Source organism: Clostridium gasigenes (genome assembly GCF_900104115.1).
Taxonomy (GTDB): Bacteria; Bacillota; Clostridia; order Clostridiales; family Clostridiaceae; genus Clostridium; species Clostridium gasigenes.
The window spans coordinates 450612-469259 of record NZ_FNJM01000002.1; the positions used below are offsets into that span (position 1 = coordinate 450612).

An 18648-nucleotide genomic window follows, 5' to 3' on the forward strand; every position below is an offset into this window, starting at 1 on the left:
TATACAATAACTTAATTTAATTAACAATTAGGACTATTCAAAAAATAATAAGCCCCTATGCTAATCTTTTTTCCCAAAGACCCCTTATACAACCATAAAGAGGCACCCAAAACTTGGGTGCCTCTTTATTATTCTTCGCCTATTATTCTAACTTCTGGATGTAACTCTACTCCAAATTGCTGTTTTACTTCATCTTGAATATGCTTTATTAATTCTATTATATCCTTAGCAGTCGCTCCATTTTTGTTTATAACAAAACCTGAATGTTTATCTGATACTGCTGCTCCTCCAAGTGTAAACCCTTTTAATCCTGCATCTTGAATAAGTTTTCCTGCAAAGTATCCTTCAGGTCTTTTAAAAGTACTTCCTGCTGATGGATATTCTAAAGGTTGTTTCGATTCTCTCATAAATGTTAAATCATCAACTCTTTCTTTAATTTTCTCTTCTTCACCAGCTTGCAATTTAAAGATAGCCGATAAAACTACATATCCTTTTTTCATAACTGCTGAGCATCTATATCCAAGTTCTAATTCTTCTTTATTTAAAGTAATTATATTCCCTTTAGTGTCTATTACATCTGCTGATTCTATTACATCTGCTATTTCTCCATGGTATGCTCCTGCATTCATAAATACAGCTCCACCTACAGTTCCTGGAATACCACATGCAAATTCAAATCCTGTTAATGAATTTGAAAGCCCAGCACTTGAAACATCTTTTAATAATGCTCCACATTCTGCGTTAACTCTATCCCCATCTACTGATATGTTTTTAACTTCTCCAAGTTTTATAACAACACCTCTCATACCCCCATCTCTAACTAAAATGTTAGATCCATTTCCTACTACATAAAAAGGTATATTGTTATTTCTACAAACTTCTATACTCTTAAGAACCTGTTCTTTTGTTTCAGGAATTAATAATATATCAGCTGGTCCGCCCACTTTAAAATAAACATGATTTTTCATTTGAGCATCTTCTATTACATTTTCTTCTTTATAAAATTTTTTAAATAAATCTATTAAACCCCTAAATTGATTCATATTAAACTCCTTCAACCTTGTTATAATCTCATTTGATAGTATAAATTAAAGTTTACCATTTAACAAGCAATTTAACTACATATATTATCATTATACTTGTATTGTAACTAATTTGTTACCTTTTCTATTTATTTACCTAGCCTCTTTGTCACTATTAATCTTATTAAAGTACCTAACTATGCTTTCAGCTGCTTTTTTATCTATACTTGGTGTTTCTAATAATTCTTGTAGATTAGCATTTTTTATATTATCAACACTCTCAAATTTCATTAAAAGTGCTCTTCTTCTTTTTTCACCTACATTAGGTATATCCTCTAATATAGAATGTAATGTTCTTTTGTCTCTAAGACTTCTATGATAAGTAATAGCAAATCTATGAACCTCATCCTGAATTCTTCTTATCATTTGCATAAGGTTTGACCCTCTGTTAATTATAAGTTCTTCATTATTATATATAATCCCTCTTGTTTGGTGTTTATCATCTTTAACAAGTCCGCATATTGGGATACTAATATTAAGATTTTCTAAAACCGCAAGTGCTACATTAACTTGCCCCTTCCCCCCATCCATCATAATTAAATCTGGAAAACTTGAAAATTTACCGGAAGAAAACTTTATATCCTTCTCTTGAATTGCTTTTATTTCTTCTAAACCACGTTTAAATCTTCTTTCTAAAATTTCTCTCATACTATCATAATCATTGGCACCTTTTACGGATTTTATTCTAAATCTTCTATAATCACTATTTTTCGGTCTACCTTCTTCAAAAGCAACCATAGTTCCAACAGAGTCTACCCCTTGAATATTTGAAATATCATAAGCTTCAATTCTAAATGGAATCTCATCTAAGTCTAATAAATCCTTAAGTTCACCCAGGGATGTTTTATTTATTTCCTTATCTCTTAAAAATTTATCTTTAAATTGCTCTAAAGTTATTTTCCCATTATTTTTAACCATTTCTAGCATTTCTTTTTTTTGCCCCTTTTGTGGGATCCTAACAAGAACTTTCGATCCTCTTTTAATAGCTAAAAATTCTTCTATTAACTCTAAATCTGCAATTTGTGGAGCATAAATATACCTTGGAACTTTAGCTGTGCTTCCATAAAAAGAAGTAATAAATTGTGATAAAACTTCACCAACATTATCATCTACAGTATTTTCAAATATAAAATTCTCTCTTCCTGTGATTTTACCATCTCTTGAGAAAAATATTTGGACACAGCTATCCTTTTCATCTTGGTATATGTTTATAAAATCTTCATCGCCTTCCATAGTTTTAAAGATTTTTTGTTTTTCTACAATAGCTTCTATAGCTAGAATTTTATCTCTTAATCTTCCTGCTTTTTCAAATTCCAACTTCATAGATGCAGATTCCATTTGTATCTTTAAGTCATTAACAACAGTTTTATCAGTTCCATTAAGTATCTCCATAATCTCCTTAATCATTTCACCATATTGTTTTTTACTTATGTATCCAGAGCATGGACCTAGACATTTTTTTATATGATAATTTAAACAAGGCCTAATTGGTTTTCCATCTTCTTTTATAACTAACCTACAAGTTCTTAAAGGGAATATTTTATTTATTAAAGTTATTGTTTCATATACTGCTGTTCCATTAGTATATGGGCCAAAATATTTACTTCCATCTTTAGCATAATTTCTCGTTACGAAAACTCTAGGGTAATCATCATTTATTGTTATTTTAATAAATGGATAAAACTTATCATCCTTCAAAGCAATATTATACCTTGGGCTATGTTTTTTTATTAAATTGCATTCAAGTATTAATGCTTCCATTTCTGTATCTGTTACTATGTATTCAAACTCCGAAATATTTTTAACTAATACTCTTACTTTTTCAGAGTGATTTTTAGATTTTTGGAAATAGCTTTTAACTCTATTCTTTAATATTTTAGCCTTTCCTACATAAATAATTTCACCTAGAGTGTTTTTCATTAAATAAACTCCTGGTTTATCTGGCAAGTTTTTTAAGTGGTATTCAAAATCAAACACTTTATTCCCCCCTTTCATTCTTATGTAAGGCATAAAAAATAACTAGTCACTATATATCATGCTACTGACTATTACTTTTCTTTATGCCTAATAGATCTTCAAAAAATAATTAGTTAAATGTTTCTAATCCGATTTAACTAATTAATACTATTATCTATTTTAATGTACCCCTAAAAAGGAGAATCAAATTCTTCAAATTTAGCTAATTTATTATCCCATTCTTCAACTGTTACTTCATCTTTGTTAAATTCCCAAGGAATATTTAAGGAATCCCAATTAACTCCGCCTCTATGATCATTGTTGAAAGGTTTAGTAACCTTATAAAATATTAAAGCGTCTTTGTTACCTTTTATATAATAACCATGAGCGCAGCCCTTTGGTACATATATTAAATCTCTATTAAATTCATTTAACTCTACAACTACATATCTTCCATAAGTTTTAGATTTCTTTCTTAAATCTATAACTACATCTTGAATTTCTCCTGCTATACAAGTTATAATCTTATCCTGTTCTTCAGGTGGTGCTTGATAATGCATCCCTCTTACAACCCCAGGCCTTGCAATTGCATAATATTCTTCTTTGAAATCTGTACTTAGACCATAAATATTAAATTGAGTATCATTAAAGACCCTTATTAAATCACATGTATTTTCCATAAATACAGTTGGTGTAATTAAATAGCATCCCTCTACTTCTAAAGCCTTTACTCTAAACATTTCCCCATCCCCATTTCTACTTTAATCATCAAGAGTTTTCTATTTTTTTTAATTTTGCTATTGTTAAAATAAGTCTCTCTTTAATATATGATTTTGTAGAATAAAGGTGTTTGTTTAATATCTATTTTATTTCATATCCTTTAGTTACAATTTTGGGGAATTCCTAAATCAAAAAGAGATAGAGGTCTTGTATCTTTACATCTAAGCTTATAAATATAACTCTTAGATGTAAACTAAAACTAACCTCTATCTCTTAACAAATTTCCAAAGAACATTTAACTATTCTTTTCCTAATATAGCATCTATAACATTAGCTGCTATAACCGCTGGCAATTTCACTCCATTTTCACCATTTTCAACTATAACTGCAATAGCTACTTGTGGGTCATCTGCAGGTGCTATTGAAACAAACCATCCATGTGGAATTGCTTCTGAACCATCTGGAAGATTATAATCTGCTGTTCCTGTTTTTCCTCCAGCTCCATATTTTTGTAGCATATCCCAACCATAAAAAGTCTTTCCAGCTACTAGTGTTTTCATATAATCTCTAACTACTGCTGAAGTTTCTGGTGATATTACTTGTTTTAATTCCTTTGAAGGTATTTCTTTTACCGTGTTACCTTGTGAATCTATTACCTTATTAACTAATTTAGGTTGCATTAACATACCGTTATTAGATACTGCACTTACCATTAATGCCATTTCCATTGGTGTAGTAAGAACACTTCCTTGACCAATTCCACTTTGGGCTATGCTTCCAACTTCATACTCTTCAAGTGTTGGAAATTGACTTTTTGTTATTGTAGTTCCAACTGCTGGTACTACAGAATTAAACCCAAAATTTTCAGCTACAGCTTTTAGTTTTTCATTTCCAAGTTCCATAGCAAGTGTTCCAAAAACTACATTACTAGATACTGAAAATCCTTTTCTTAAGCTTATTGCCCCATGAACTTGATGTACATAATTATTTAGTTCTCTTCCATCTGCAAAAGTTATTTTTCCCTTATCTTGGAAAGTTCTATTTGCAACAGATGGATCATTTTCTAAAGCTGCTGATAAAGTAATTGTCTTCATTACTGAACCTGGTGGATACAATCCCTCCACTGCTCTATTAATTAAATACCCAGCTTCGCTGTTCTCAGCTGTTGCTCCTTCTATTGCAAGCTTCATGTTGTTTGGATCATAGGTTGGCTTTGATACCATTGCTAGTATTTCTCCTGTTTTAGGATTTAAAGCAACAACTGCACCCTTTTGATCTCCAAGCAAATCATAAGCTGCTTTTTGGGCTTTGGGATTTAAAGTTGTAACTACCCCATTACCTATTTTTTCATCTTCTTGATTTCTCTCCTTAAAAAATGTTTTCAAATCAAAATCTTTGAAGAATTTTCTTAAGTTATTACCTGCTCCGCTATATTTACTTAATTCACTATCAAATTCCTCTTCTAGACCTGTTATTCCATATTGTTCATCTATATATCCTAAAGAATGTGTATATAAATCTTTATAAACATATTCTCTATCTTGACTTAACTCGTCTATTCTTTTACTTTTAGTTAACGCTTCACCATTTCTATCGTAGATTGTACCTCTTATAACTTCATTTCTTTTTGCCCAAAGCCTTACATTCCCTGGCATTGCTGCAATATCAGGTCCTTTAAAAACTTGGAAGTACACCATATATGATATTAAAGCTATAAAACAGAAAAGAAATACCACCATTACATTCCTTACATTTTTTCCTAAATCGTTCATGTATTATGCCTCCTCTGAAATTTTCTGAAGTATTCCAAGTGCGAAGAATATTGTAAGCATTGAACTACCACCATAACTTATAAGTGGAAGTGTTATTCCTGTTAATGGAATAACCTTAAATACTCCTCCTATAATAACCAGCGTTTGACAAGCTATCATAGTACTGAATCCTACAGCTACAATTTGAGAGAATTTTTCATTTGTTACGAAGGCTGCTCTAATTCCTCTATAAAACATTAAGAAATATATAATCATAATTCCTACTGCAAATATCATTCCAAGTTCTTCACATATTGCTGCAAATATAAAATCAGAGGTTGCTACTGGTATATATTCTGGAAGACCTCTTCCAAGCCCTGACCCAAAAAGCCCCCCTGAAGATATTGCATATAAACCTTGAACTATTTGACCTCCAACATCATATCCCCAAGGATCTTGCCATATAGCGACTCTCTCTTTAACATGCCTAAACATTTTATATGCCGCAATTGCACCTACTGATGATAACCCTAAACATGCAAATACATACTTCTTTTTAGATGTAGTTATATATAACATAGTTACTGATATCCCAAAGAATATTAGCACTGATCCTAAATCCGTTTGAAGAACCATACATGCCATAGAATACATGGCTACTAAAGCTGGTTGTATTAACTGCTTAAAATCACCTTTAAATCTGCCCTTATTTTCATAAGACATTAACGCTGATGATAAGTATAATACTAATGCTATCTTACCAAATTCTGAAGGCTGAAAACTAAATGGTCCTATATATACCCAGTTCGTAGCTCCCCAGGTTTCAACATGGAACAGCTTTCCATAAACAAATCCCATTGGCATAAGTACCAATGTACCTATTAAATATATTTTTTTATACTTTGCAAAACTCTTTAAATCTGGCATTATTACTACAATTAAAATATAAGCTATAATCCCAAGTATTACCCAAACCAACTGTTTCATAGCGTCTACTGGTTTAAGCCTATAAATCACTGCTACTCCAACTACTGCTAAAATACTAGCAAAAACGAATAAAAATTTATCTCCATCCGGATAAAACTTTCGTATTACATAATGAGAGTATGCTATTATTCCGCATAATAATACTCCTATTCCCATTGCTTTATAATCAAACTCTTTTGGTAATAAAGCTAAGTTTGTAAATAGAAGTAAGCATAGTAGGTAGATTAATTTTAAGAGTCTTTTCTCATACTTTACACTACTTTTCATACTTTCACCTCTATTTCTTATCTGACTTAATAACCTTAAATATTACACTTCCGATTCTTATTTTATCATTTGGCCTAAGCTTGGCTCTTTGGTCAATTTTCTCTTCATTAAGAAAAACACCATTTGTACTCTCTAAATCTTCTATATATACTTCATTATTTTTAATAGCAAGCCTTGCATGGTTTCCTGAAGCGTACTGATCTGTTAATTGAACTGTATTACCTTCTTTTCGACCTATAGTTATAGGACCTCTTAAAAGTAACATTGTTCCTTCTTCTAAGTTATCATTATCCCCTGCTGTTAACACTTCAATTCCATAATTTTTCTTGGCTGTGCCTTGTCTTCTCTTTCCACCAGTTTTAACATCTTTATACATAATTTTTAGAGCATAAAAAATAATGACGTATAAAAGTACCATAAATGCTATTCCAAAAATTATATTTATTAGTTTCGAAGAACTCATTCTTTCACCTCAAATTTAAGTTATATTTACTATATATATATTAAGACTTTTAGGTAAAAATAACAAGTCCTATATACTATTGCAATATCTTATTAAGATATTTACCAGTATATGACTCCTTATTCTTACATACAGTTTCTGGAGTACCACAAACTACTAAACTACCGCCTTTGTCTCCACCTTCTGGTCCTAAATCTACTATATAATCAGCACACTTTATCATATCTAAATTATGTTCAATAACAACTACTGTATTACCTGCATTTACTAATCTTTGAAGTATTTCTACTAATCTATTAACATCATCAATATGAAGTCCTGTTGTTGGTTCATCTAAAATATACAAAGTTTTACCTGTACTTCTCTTTGAAAGTTCAGATGCAAGCTTTATTCTTTGAGCTTCTCCTCCTGATAACTGAGTTGATGGTTGACCAAGTCTTATATACCCAAGTCCTACATCAAACAATGTTTGCATCTTATTCTTTATTCTCGGCATATTTTCAAAGAACGTTAGCCCTTCTTCTACAGTCATATTTAATATGTCATGTATAGATTTCCCTTTATATTTAACTTCTAAAGTTTCTCTATTGTATCTTTTTCCCTTGCAAACCTCACAAGGAACATATACATCTGATAAGAATTGCATTTCTATTTTAATAATTCCATCACCTGTGCAAGCTTCACATCTGCCTCCCTTAACATTAAAACTAAATCTTCCAGGTTTATATCCTCTCATTTTAGCTTCATTTGTTTGAGAAAATAACTCTCTTATAATATCAAAGGTTCCTGTGTAAGTTGCTGGGTTAGAACGCGGAGTTCTTCCTATAGGCCCTTGATCTATATCTATAATTTTATCTATGTTTTCAGAACCTGTTATATCTTTATGTGAACCTACTGGATTTTTACTTTTATTTACTATTCTATTTAAACCTTTATAAAGTATTTCGTTAATTAATGTACTTTTTCCAGAACCCGAAACTCCTGTTACCATTGTTAATATTCCAAGAGGGAATGTTACATTAATGTTTTTAAGATTATTTTCTTTTGCCCCTTGAATCACTATTTTCTTTCCATTTCCTTTTCTTCTTTCACTTGGACAGTTAATTTTCTTTTCTCCTATTAAGTATTGACCAGTTATGGATTCTTTACACATCTTAATATCTTCTAATGTTCCACTTGCTACTATTTCCCCACCATGTTCTCCGGCTCTTGGCCCAATATCAACTATAAAGTCTGCTTCTCTTATAGTATCTTCATCATGTTCAACTACAATAACAGTATTTCCTACGTCTCTTAAATTTTTAAGAGTTTCTATTAACCTGTCATTATCTCTTTGATGAAGTCCTATACTTGGCTCATCTAAAATATATAATACACCCATAAGTGCTGATCCAATTTGAGTTGCAAGTCTTATTCTTTGTGATTCCCCTCCAGATAAAGTTCCCGCGGTTCTTGAAAGATTTAAATAATCTAAACCTACATTTAATAGAAAATTTAATCTACTATTTATTTCTTTTACAATTTGATCACTAATAATTTTATCTTTTTCTGAGAATTCTACTGAATTTAAGAATTCTAGTTCATCTCTTATTGGCATCTTCGTAAATTCATAAATATTTTTATCCCCAACCATTACTGCAAGTGCTTCTTTTCTTAATCTAGCTCCCTTACACTTTGGACAATGATTGTTACTCATATATTGCTCTATATCACCTTTTATAACATCAGAATTAGTTTCTCTATATCTTCTTTTAAGAGCATTTATTTCCCCTTCATAAGCATAAGAGTATTTAGCAGTCATTCCTTCTTTTGTATAATTTACAGTTAGCTTATGTCCCTTTGTTCCATAAAGTAATAAATCTACTTCTTCTGGTTTCAAACTTTTAATTGGCTTCTTAAGGTTTAACTTAAATTCTTTACTCATTGCTTTTAATATAGCTAATGTCCAGGAATCATCCTTTAATCTACCTTCACCCCAAGTTGCTATTGCACCTTCCATAATACTTAAATCTTTATTAGGTATTACTAGATTCTCATCTATTTCTATTAAAGCTCCAAGACCATCGCAATAATCACATTTACCAAAAGGTGAATTAAATGAAAATAATCTAGGCGCTAATTCATCTATACTCATTCCACATTCTCTACAGGCAAATTTTTCACTAAATAAAATATCTTCTCCACCAATTATATTAATTAAAACTAATCCTTCTGATAATTTCAATGCTGTTTCAACTGAATCTGATAACCTGCCTTCAATTCCCTCTTTAATAACTATTCTATCAACTACCGCTTCTATGCTATGTTTTATATTTTTATCTAAATTTATTTCCTCTTCTGTTAAGTCATAGATTTCTCCATCTATTCTTGCTCTAATAAAACCATTCTTTTTAATATTTTCTAATACCTTTTCATGAACACCCTTTTTTCCGCTAATTATAGGTGCTAAAATTTGAATCTTAATTTTATCCCCAAGTAACATAACTCCATCAACAATTTGATCCACAGATTGTTGAGTAATTTTCACTTTACACTTAGGACAATAAGGAACACCTACTTTTGCATATAAAAGTCTTAAATAATCATATATTTCCGTTACAGTTCCAACTGTTGAACGAGGATTTTTACTTGTAGTTTTTTGATCTATAGATATAGCTGGTGACAACCCTTCTATAGATTCAACATCTGGCTTATCTATCTGTCCTAAAAACTGTCTTGCATAAGAAGACAATGATTCTACATATCTTCTTTGTCCTTCTGCATAAAGAGTATCAAAAGCAAGAGATGATTTCCCCGACCCTGATAACCCTGTAAAAACTATTAATTTATCTCTAGGTATTTCTAAAGAAACATTTTTTAAATTATGTACCTTAGCACCCTTTATTATTATTTTATCTTTCATGTACCCAACCACCTTTTCTTCTAATTTATAAGGCATACTTATAAAAATATATATCCCACATTGCCTTATTATTTTTTTCAAATTCTAAATTTAGTTTCTGCATATATTCTAGAAATTAATCACGAACATATATTCTTTATTCTATTTTAGATTTTAATATAATTATTGTCAATTATATTATATATTATTTAATAATTTTTATTTGGATATACCATACTCATTTAAAACATAATAGCCTAAATAATAAAAAACTGGATTTAACATTTACCCCCAATGTTAAATCCAGTTTACTATTTCTTTAACTTTTCAATAATATCTCTTAATTCTGCTGCTCTTTCAAATTGCAGATTTTTAGCAGATTCCATCATTTCTGTTGTATATTTCTTAATTAACTTCTTCTTATCTTTTGGATTTATTTCTTCTAGGTTTTCAGTATTATATTCTTCTGGATCTTCAGCAACTTTTGATATCGCTATTAGTTCACGGATATCTTTCTTTATAGACATTGGAGTTATTCCGTTATCTTCATTGTATTTCATTTGAATTCCTCTTCTTCTATCAGTTTCCTTCATAGCCTTATCCATAGATTTAGTAATTCTATCTGCATACATAATAACTCTACTGTCTAGGTTTCTTGCAGCTCTACCTATAGTTTGAATTAATGAAGTTTCAGAACGCAAGAACCCTTCTTTATCTGCATCTAAAATTGCAACTAAAGCAACTTCAGGTATATCAAGCCCTTCTCTTAAAAGATTTATTCCAACTAATACATCAAACTCACCAAGCCTTAAATCTCTTATAATTTTCATTCTTTCCATTGTAAGTATCTCCGAATGCATATACTCTGCTTTTATTCCCAAGTCTTTTAAATACTTAGTTAAATCTTCCGACATTTTCTTAGTTAACGTTGTTATTAAAGTTCTATATCCCATTTTTGTTATTTTTAATATTTCTCCATACAAATCATCAATTTGCCCAGTTACTGGTCTAATTTCTATAACTGGATCTAATAACCCTGTTGGTCTTATAATTTGCTCTGCTATATTTGTTGAGTTATCTAGTTCATATTGTGCTGGAGTTGCACTTACAAATACTATTTGATTTATTTTCTTTTCAAATTCTTCAAACTTTAAAGGTCTATTATCATAAGCGCAAGGAAGTCTAAACCCATACTCCACCAAGTTCTCTTTTCTTGCTCTATCACCTGCATACATGGCTCTAACTTGTGGTAATGTAGCATGACTTTCATCTATAAACATTAAAAAATCCTTTGGAAAGAAATCTAATAAAGTTTGAGGAGGAGTTCCTGGAGCTCTCCCATCTAAAACCCTTGAATAGTTTTCCATTCCATTACAATATCCCATTTCCCTTATCATTTCTAAATCATAATTAGTTCTTTGTCTTAACCTTTGAGATTCTAATAATTTTTCTTGAGCATTAAGCTGTTTTAATCTATCCTCTAATTCATCCTCTATAATATGCATTGCCTTTTCTAAAGTCTCAGTAGATGTTGCAAAATGCGATGCTGGGAAAATTGAAATATGCTTTCTCTCTCCTACAATAGTTCCAGTTAACACATCAAATTCTCTAATCCTTTCAATTTCATCTCCAAAAAATTCTATTCTAACACCTTTATTTGAAGATGATACAGGAATAATATCTAAAGAATCCCCTCTAACTCTAAAAGTTCCTCTAGTAAAAGCTATATCATTTCTTTCATATTGTATTTCAATTAATTTTTTTATTATTGTATCCCTATCCTTTTCCATTCCTACCCTTAAAGAAATTGTAAGCTTTTTATATTCCTCAGGATTACCAAGTCCATAAATACAAGAGACTGATGCAACAATAATTACATCCCGTCTTTCTAAAAGAGCCGCTGTTGCAGAATGCCTAAGCTTATCTATTTCATCATTTATAGAAGCATCCTTCTCTATAAATGTATCAGTATGAGCAACATAGGCCTCAGGTTGATAATAATCATAATAAGAAACGAAATATTCAACAATGCTATCAGGGAAAAACTCCCTAAACTCCGAACACAGCTGAGCTGCCAATGTTTTATTATGAGCCAAAACCACAGTAGGTCTTTGCAGTTGCTGTATTATATTTGCCATAGTATAAGTTTTACCCGAACCAGTTACTCCAAGCAAAGTCTGAAACTTATCACCTTTATTTATAGAATTAACTAAACTCTCTATAGCCATAGGTTGATCACCTGTAGGCTTAAAGTTAGATTGTATTTTAAATTCTGACATACCACACCTCCTTAAATAATCTGTTGTCTTTATTATTCACTTATATTTTTTTCATATTCCTTAGAGAGCTTTTTTAAAATAACTAGTCAAATTCTAGTCTATTTTCTTTCAGCTCCCTTATGTATGTTTATAAATCTATTTTATCTTTTCTTTCCTCATTATTCAAATTAATTAAAAATTATCATTACTGGGATTATATTTTCAAATGGTTGTTTTTATCTATTTATTGTAAATATGGTATAATTGTATTGTTGAAATATTTACAAACATTGAATCATATGTATGTATTATTACTGAAAATTATAAATATATATATCCACCAATAAACTTTACTGTGTTTTTTAATACATATATTTAGAAGGAGTCTATAAATATGCCTAAATTTTTATTTGTACTATTTATAACGATTATGATTTTTATAATTAGTTACAGAGTAAACAAAAAAAATAAAACCATACTGAAACTACCTAGAACACTAAGTATAATATCTAAAATAACAGCTATATTATGTTTAGTTATAGCTCTAACAATGATTGCTGATATTCTTCTTCCAAAGGATACCTTTGAGGTTCAAGTTATTAAAAGTGGTAATTCAAATACAGTAGATTTTGGTATATACAGTGAAGATTTGAATGAAGTTGCCTATAATACACTAAAAGATAATGAAAAAGTAAAGATAGAAGTTTCAAAAATTTATGATGAAATAAAAGAAATATCTCTAATAGAAAGAAGTAATGAAGTGCTAACCTTTCCCACAGTTGATAATTATGCCTTTTTATTCATAATATTTTTATTTTCACTGCCAAGTTATATCTTCATTAGAAATATATTCACTAAGATAACAAATGACTTTGTTTATTATAGCCTAAGTATTTTATCACTGTTTCTAGGATTTATAGGAATTATTTTAATCATTGAACTTTTTCTAGTTCATGTTCTTCATATAATTGAAAGAATGTAATAATCTAATCATGCGCTATATATTCTTTGACAGGTTTTATTTTTTGTTTAGTTTATTAAAAGGAATAAAAAACAGGGTGGACTAGTAATTAAAGCATTACTAGTCCACCCTATATATTAAAATTATTGTTCTTCCTTATTTAACTCGCACCTAGGAATCATTTCCTCCTAGGAGGAGCTAGCGAAGAAATGGCTAGTCCCTGACCTGAGGTTGCTTATGTATCCTCATTAAAATTCAATAACTTGCTCATATTCCCACACCTTTTTTAAAATTAAGAGTTAAGAATTATTAATTCTCAATTTTTAATTAAAATAAATTCTCCAAGTGCTACAATCTCTTTTTCAGAATAATCTACTCTAAACTCTTTTTTAAATCATTAAATTCAATAATATACTTTTCTTTTACTAGCTTAACTATCGTAACAGCAGTTGCTTCATCATACATATGAGCAGTTCTGTTTCTATCAAGCATCATTTCAATCCAAATATCTCCATTTGAAATTAATTGTTGTTTAAATGCACACCTAATAGTACTTCTTGGAGATAGTGCCTCATCTAATATACCTTGATCTTCTAGATGTAATTTCATCGATTTCCATGCTTGTTCAAATGTAAATTCAAATCTTTGTATTATTCCATCTACTACTAAATCATCAGTTATATCTTTTTCTAGAGCCTCTTCAAGCCTTTTTAACGCTTTGAAAAAATCTCCTTTTCTTTCACCTAGTTTTTTACTCATTATATATTTCAATCCCTTCATTAATTATATTTTCTATTAACTCTTTTTTAGATAATTCATTAAAATTCAAAATATCAAAACTTAAAGGCGTATTTGTTTCCTCTATATCCATACTTACCTTTGCGTGTGTTAAATGATTTATATTCTTTCCGAACAAACATAAATCTATATCCGAATTATATTTATTATCTCCTCTTGCCCTTGAACCAAATAAAATCACTTTTTCAACTTCTATATATTGATTAAATATATTTTGTAATTCTATTATTAGTTTTTCATCTAACATTTTATCACCTTCTTAATCATTATATTTTCAACCACCCCATTAGCTGGTAATTGTCTCCTGCTCAAAGACCCTTATTATGGAAACCCTATTTTCAGAATTTGCTGCTTTTTTATTATCAATGTAAAGATTTTTCGCAGCAGCGTCTGCTAAGGCTTCTACTTCAAGTGAAATATTTCTTTTATCATATTAAAACTTCCATATATAATTTTACTATTTTAGCAATACTACATTCTTCTGAGTATTTCATTAGTAAATTAATTTTTTTGTCTTTTCTTCGAATATATTCTCTAAATGCTTCATCAATAATATTTTTATCCATCTTATGCCTATGTCTTATGCAATGCTAAAGCAGATTTAAGACAAAATACTCCATTAGGAACTACTTTTACTTCTTTTATAATATTACTATATTTTTCAACTTTTTTCAATTTAACAACTGCTACTTTTAAACTCAATTAGGTATTTACTCTATTTTTTTGTAACATTATTCTTTTTTGCTTTTTTTGATTTAACAATATCGTTTGAAGATTTATTGCAAACTACATTAGGAAAAGATAAATCATATAGCTAATGATGATTTACATATAATATCAGAGTATAACGGGAACCAATAATGACTGGTTGCTAACCTTTATCATGCATTATTCCCACCTACTATATAGTCATAACAAAATGACCTAGAATTTTACCACTTCTAGGTCCTTAAATTCCTCTTAATACTAAAGTGCTACATCTGTAGTTTCTTTAGTTACTATTTTAGCTTCTGCTTTAGTCCTAAGTTTACCACCTTTTGATAAAAATATATCTTTAGTGATAATACTCTCCATAGCTGTAGCAATGTCCTCATCTTTAATTTCAGGTTTCACATCTTTAATTGCAAAAGTAAATTTACCCTCAGCTGCGTCATTAAACTTCATATTTAATACTCTTTCAACCATTCATTTCACCTCCTTTCTTTTGACATTAACAGATTTAACCTAAGATGCAATTTACTATCTTGATAGTAAATTTACTGTTTCTTTTGTTACTTGAGATATTGGATAACTAATGAAGCCTCCAATTATATCTCCAAGATCCATTAATATTTCTTCTGTAGCTAATAAATTTAAATCATTAGCTCTTTGGTTTCTAAATATTTCATTACCTTTTGTATCAACACCAACTTTGTATTTAACAACAACTGCTGTATCAACTAATACTGAATTAACTGCCATATGTTTCACCTCCCTTCACTTAAATATATGCACTCATTAAGGTTTTTGAAAAAATAATTGAATTAATTATAATTATTTTTGCGACTATGATATTTAGGTTTAAATACTCATTAATAAAACTACCTTATAGGATTTTAGAAACAAAAAATAGGCTGGACTAGTAATTAAAGCATTACTAGTCCAGCCTATATATTAAAATTATTGGTCTTCCTTATTTAACTTGCACATGGAAATCATCCCCTAGTTGTTTGCCCTGTGAGTCCTGTCCGAGCAAAGGGCTTATACTAACACCAAGTTTAATTTCCACTTACACACTTTACTTGACACTCCCTTTTCAATTTTTTAACGATAAGACAACTATCCATATCTCCGAAGGCTAGTTGTCAATGGAAATCATATAATAACAAACATATACACCTTAAGACTTTAAAATATCTGCACAAGAAGTGTTACCATTCCATATTTAGTCACCCAACTTTACCTTACCAAAGCTTCAAAATTAGTCACCGGCGAGAACCTTCCTTAGACTTCCATCTATAGCATTAGATTCTTCAGGATGTTTCATAAGTAAGCCACATGACTCCATAATAGCTGCAGAGAACGTGGTTTGTACTGATTGTTTTACTTTAGGATCATCAATAGAATCAATATAATCCTTTTCTTTCTGCCAAGCTTCTTTTATTAAGTCATAGTATTCTTGAACTGGTATTTTATTATTACAGTAAGTTTTACCTTCTAATGGCTCAAATCCTGATATCTTCATATCTGTTACAACAGAATTTGCACCATGATTATTTGGAAATATAAAATTAAGGGTATAAGTTTTCCCATAAAAAGTAGCTTTTGTTCCATCATCTATAAAAATAGCTGTATTCTTAAGGAAAATAACTTTTTTATCATCATTTTTTGCATCTGTAACTTCATAGACCGTAAAATCAAAAGAAGCCTCTGTAAGGTTTGAAATAACAACTTCACAAAAGTTTTTCGGAATATTCTCTCCGAAACGTCTGTCATCAAAGAAAGTGTCTTCATATAATTGAACTTTACCTTTTACTTTAGATACTCCTGGAGAAATGTTAGTTTTAGAACCTTCATTTTTTCCGGATGTTTCAGTTGGACTTATTTCTTTGGAAGAATCCTTTGATACTTCTTTTTCTTTATCTTGAGATGTGTTGGCATTATCTAGAATGGTAGTAGTGTCTTTTGGTTTAGGACTATCATTTGAGTTTTGTGTAACCTCTTTAGTTAAAGTATTATTGTCTGAGGATTTATTTGTACTTTGAGAATCTTGTAGTGTGCATGATGTTAGAAAAATTGTAGAAAATAATAAACAAAGTAATATTTTTTTCACAACAAAACAACTCCTTTATATTCAATAATATGAATATTTTAACATAATGGTTATAAATTTAATATTTAATTTTGAAACTATAGGCAAAAAAGGCAAGACTTATTCTGAAAATAAATTTCCAAAAATAAGGACCTCCAACATCCAGTTTTTTACCAAGTTTCTCCCATATATAATTATATTGTTCCACACCATTTGAAAAATCCTAAGAGGGTGACTTAGGGCTTGCTTATTGTGTTTCTGGATCTACCATTCTTACGTTGTATTCTAAAATATATGTTCCTTTTTTAGTTATCATTAATCCAAAGAAGATTATCCCCTTAAAGTCATATCCTTCTGCTTGAATTCCTGCTAATGTTTTTGCCATTATATTTTCTTCGAATTCTTTTTGAACTTCTTCTGTTATATATAGATTTGGTGCAAGCACTCCCATTCCACCTGTGTTTGGTCCTTTTCCGCATCAACATTGTTTATGATCTTTTGCAGATAAAAATGGTACAATTGTTTTTCCACCTGTTATTGATACTTCAACACCTTCTAAAAATCCAACAACAATAACAACAACAACAACAACAACAACAACAACTTTAGCGCCGTCCGCTATAAATATATAATCACCAATAAATAATTTTTAACAAAAAAGAAACTGCAATAAAGTTTTTAACTCTATCACAGTTCAATTGATCAAATAATTTTATTTTCAACACTACTTGTACTTGGTAAAAAATTGTTCCTCTGAGGTCCTTATTCTGGAAACTCTGTTTTCAGAATTTGCTATGTTTTAATTATACCCTAAAATTTTATTCTCATAAACACACATTTTGTAATAGATAAATAATGTTGCTCGGGCAAGCTCTCTTAAAAAGACCTCGCATATTCAAAACATTTCCAGTTTAGCACCCTCAGATGTCAGCAATCTTTCAAGTATAATTAATATAGCCATACAACTCATTTTATAATGAATTATATGGCTATTTTCTTTAATCATTTTATACCACTTCTTTAGAATAGCTATATCAGTTTCCTCTATTGTCATTTTTAATGCCCCTCCCTTTTCTCTCCTATACTCTTCATATTTCTTTTCTAATTTTGGATCTTGTATTAAAAACAAGTACTCTAAAAAATCTACTAATGCTTTTATTTGCTCATTATCTTTAACTTTATCATAATATGCTAATTCTTCCGCTAATTTTATTTTAGCTTCATAGTAATTTTTCTTTCCAGAGGGGTCTAGTCCTATTTCCGGAAGCTTGCGACAGAAATTGCTAACAACATTTTTTTATATTCATTGTAAGAATATAAAAAAGAACCTTTGAATTTTTAATCTCAAAAGTACTTTTATTTCATTTTTCGGCAGGTGATAGTCACCCTTGTGTGATGCTTGCTTCACACTTGCTATATTGCTTGTACCTGATAGAAAATTGTTTAATAACAACTTTAGCTTAAACAAAAAAACTACAATACAGTTTTTGGCTCTATTGCAGTTAAATTGATAAATTTATTGAATTTTCACGAGTGCATGTACCTGGAAATAGTCTCCACCCCCGCATGTCGTTGCCCTGGATGTCTGCCATTTTATTAAAAGGGTCTGACCCCGTTGTGAGGGAAGTGGAACTATTTACATTCCACTATGGATAGATTAAAACCAATTATAAATATGCAAATGGCTATAATTATAAATAATTTACATTCCACTATGGATAGATTAAAACGTC

General features: G+C 29.9%; 16 protein-coding genes and 1 pseudogene. 1 reads left to right on the plus strand and 16 read right to left on the minus strand.

The features are described from left to right. Nucleotides 1–128: 128 nt before the first annotated feature. The 8 genes from murB to uvrB form a co-directional block, all read right to left on the minus strand. Nucleotides 129–1043: a UDP-N-acetylmuramate dehydrogenase gene (murB, locus tag BLS77_RS07070; RefSeq protein WP_089967352.1), complete on the minus strand. Its 915-nt coding sequence runs from the start codon at nt 1041–1043 to the stop codon at nt 129–131. Between the two features lie 132 nt (nt 1044–1175). Further along, nucleotides 1176–3059, minus strand: a complete 1884-nt coding sequence (gene uvrC / locus BLS77_RS07075) for an excinuclease ABC subunit UvrC (RefSeq protein ID WP_089967357.1) — start codon at nt 3057–3059, stop codon at nt 1176–1178. A 170-nt stretch (nt 3060–3229) separates the two neighbouring features. Beyond that, a complete protein-coding gene (locus BLS77_RS07080; RefSeq protein WP_089967360.1) occupies nt 3230–3778 on the minus strand; it encodes a dTDP-4-dehydrorhamnose 3,5-epimerase family protein in 549 nt (182 codons plus the stop codon). Nucleotides 3779–4057: 279 nt separating this feature from the next. Next, on the minus strand, nt 4058–5530 hold the full coding sequence (locus tag BLS77_RS07085; RefSeq protein WP_089967363.1) for a peptidoglycan D,D-transpeptidase FtsI family protein: 1473 nt from the start codon (nt 5528–5530) through the stop codon (nt 4058–4060). Nucleotides 5531–5533: 3 nt separating this feature from the next. Then, the gene (locus BLS77_RS07090) at nt 5534–6763 is read right to left on the minus strand and encodes an FtsW/RodA/SpoVE family cell cycle protein (protein ID WP_089967366.1); all 1230 of its coding nucleotides are present in this window, start codon (nt 6761–6763) and stop codon (nt 5534–5536) included. 10 nt (nt 6764–6773) lie between these two features. Beyond that, nucleotides 6774–7226 (minus strand): FHA domain-containing protein, encoded by a 453-nt coding sequence (locus BLS77_RS07095; protein WP_089967369.1) that lies wholly within the window; start codon nt 7224–7226, stop codon nt 6774–6776. Nucleotides 7227–7302: 76 nt separating this feature from the next. Next, nucleotides 7303–10128, minus strand: coding sequence for an excinuclease ABC subunit UvrA (gene uvrA, locus BLS77_RS07100; RefSeq protein ID WP_089967372.1), 2826 nt, complete (start codon nt 10126–10128; stop codon nt 7303–7305). A 290-nt stretch (nt 10129–10418) separates the two neighbouring features. Then, a complete protein-coding gene (gene uvrB / locus BLS77_RS07105; protein WP_089967375.1) occupies nt 10419–12386 on the minus strand; it encodes an excinuclease ABC subunit UvrB in 1968 nt (655 codons plus the stop codon). 373 nt (nt 12387–12759) lie between these two features. Between uvrB and BLS77_RS07110 the strand changes: the two genes are divergently transcribed. Beyond that, nucleotides 12760–13347: a hypothetical protein gene (locus tag BLS77_RS07110; protein ID WP_089967377.1), complete on the plus strand. Its 588-nt coding sequence runs from the start codon at nt 12760–12762 to the stop codon at nt 13345–13347. A gap of 351 nt (nt 13348–13698) precedes the next feature. Here BLS77_RS07110 and BLS77_RS07115 read toward each other — a convergent pair whose 3' ends face one another. The 8 genes and pseudogenes from BLS77_RS07115 to BLS77_RS20650 form a co-directional block, all read right to left on the minus strand. Then, a complete protein-coding gene (locus tag BLS77_RS07115) occupies nt 13699–14085 on the minus strand; it encodes a nucleotidyltransferase substrate binding protein (RefSeq protein ID WP_242873952.1) in 387 nt (128 codons plus the stop codon). Then, on the minus strand, nt 14078–14371 hold the full coding sequence (locus BLS77_RS07120) for a nucleotidyltransferase domain-containing protein (protein WP_089967383.1): 294 nt from the start codon (nt 14369–14371) through the stop codon (nt 14078–14080). Before BLS77_RS07120 ends, BLS77_RS07115 begins: the two co-directional genes overlap by 8 nt. 326 nt (nt 14372–14697) lie before the next feature. Beyond that, a complete protein-coding gene (locus BLS77_RS20545) occupies nt 14698–14826 on the minus strand; it encodes a hypothetical protein (protein WP_278336650.1) in 129 nt (42 codons plus the stop codon). A gap of 264 nt (nt 14827–15090) precedes the next feature. Further along, the gene (locus BLS77_RS07125; RefSeq protein ID WP_089967385.1) at nt 15091–15309 is read right to left on the minus strand and encodes a DUF2922 domain-containing protein; all 219 of its coding nucleotides are present in this window, start codon (nt 15307–15309) and stop codon (nt 15091–15093) included. A gap of 54 nt (nt 15310–15363) precedes the next feature. Continuing rightward, the gene (locus BLS77_RS07130; protein WP_089967388.1) at nt 15364–15585 is read right to left on the minus strand and encodes a DUF1659 domain-containing protein; all 222 of its coding nucleotides are present in this window, start codon (nt 15583–15585) and stop codon (nt 15364–15366) included. Between the two features lie 499 nt (nt 15586–16084). Further along, entirely contained in the window at nt 16085–16936 is an 852-nt protein-coding gene (locus BLS77_RS07135; RefSeq protein ID WP_089967391.1) for a hypothetical protein, read from the minus strand. 229 nt (nt 16937–17165) lie between these two features. Then, a pseudogene (locus BLS77_RS07140) lies at nt 17166–17564 on the minus strand (phosphoribosylamine--glycine ligase); the annotation flags it as partial. A 246-nt stretch (nt 17565–17810) separates the two neighbouring features. Further along, nucleotides 17811–18044, minus strand: a complete 234-nt coding sequence (locus tag BLS77_RS20650; protein ID WP_341423427.1) for a hypothetical protein — start codon at nt 18042–18044, stop codon at nt 17811–17813. Between the last annotated feature and the right edge of the window lie 604 nt (nt 18045–18648).

Bases quoted from the DNA above. Each gene is read 5' to 3' on its own strand.
- BLS77_RS07110 (WP_089967377.1), top strand. From the start codon at position 12,760: ATGCCTAAATTTTTATTTGTACTATTTATAACGATTATGATTTTTATA.
- BLS77_RS07120 (WP_089967383.1), bottom strand. From the start codon at position 14,371: ATGTTAGATGAAAAACTAATAATAGAATTACAAAATATATTTAATCAA.
- BLS77_RS07090 (WP_089967366.1), bottom strand. From the start codon at position 6,763: ATGAAAAGTAGTGTAAAGTATGAGAAAAGACTCTTAAAATTAATCTAC.
- uvrB (WP_089967375.1), bottom strand. From the start codon at position 12,386: ATGTCAGAATTTAAAATACAATCTAACTTTAAGCCTACAGGTGATCAA.
- BLS77_RS07095 (WP_089967369.1), bottom strand. From the start codon at position 7,226: ATGAGTTCTTCGAAACTAATAAATATAATTTTTGGAATAGCATTTATG.
- BLS77_RS07085 (WP_089967363.1), bottom strand. From the start codon at position 5,530: ATGAACGATTTAGGAAAAAATGTAAGGAATGTAATGGTGGTATTTCTT.
- BLS77_RS07130 (WP_089967388.1), bottom strand. From the start codon at position 15,585: ATGGCAGTTAATTCAGTATTAGTTGATACAGCAGTTGTTGTTAAATAC.
- uvrA (WP_089967372.1), bottom strand. From the start codon at position 10,128: ATGAAAGATAAAATAATAATAAAGGGTGCTAAGGTACATAATTTAAAA.
- BLS77_RS07125 (WP_089967385.1), bottom strand. From the start codon at position 15,309: ATGGTTGAAAGAGTATTAAATATGAAGTTTAATGACGCAGCTGAGGGT.
- murB (WP_089967352.1), bottom strand. From the start codon at position 1,043: ATGAATCAATTTAGGGGTTTAATAGATTTATTTAAAAAATTTTATAAA.
- BLS77_RS07115 (WP_242873952.1), bottom strand. From the start codon at position 14,085: ATGAGTAAAAAACTAGGTGAAAGAAAAGGAGATTTTTTCAAAGCGTTA.
- BLS77_RS07080 (WP_089967360.1), bottom strand. From the start codon at position 3,778: ATGTTTAGAGTAAAGGCTTTAGAAGTAGAGGGATGCTATTTAATTACA.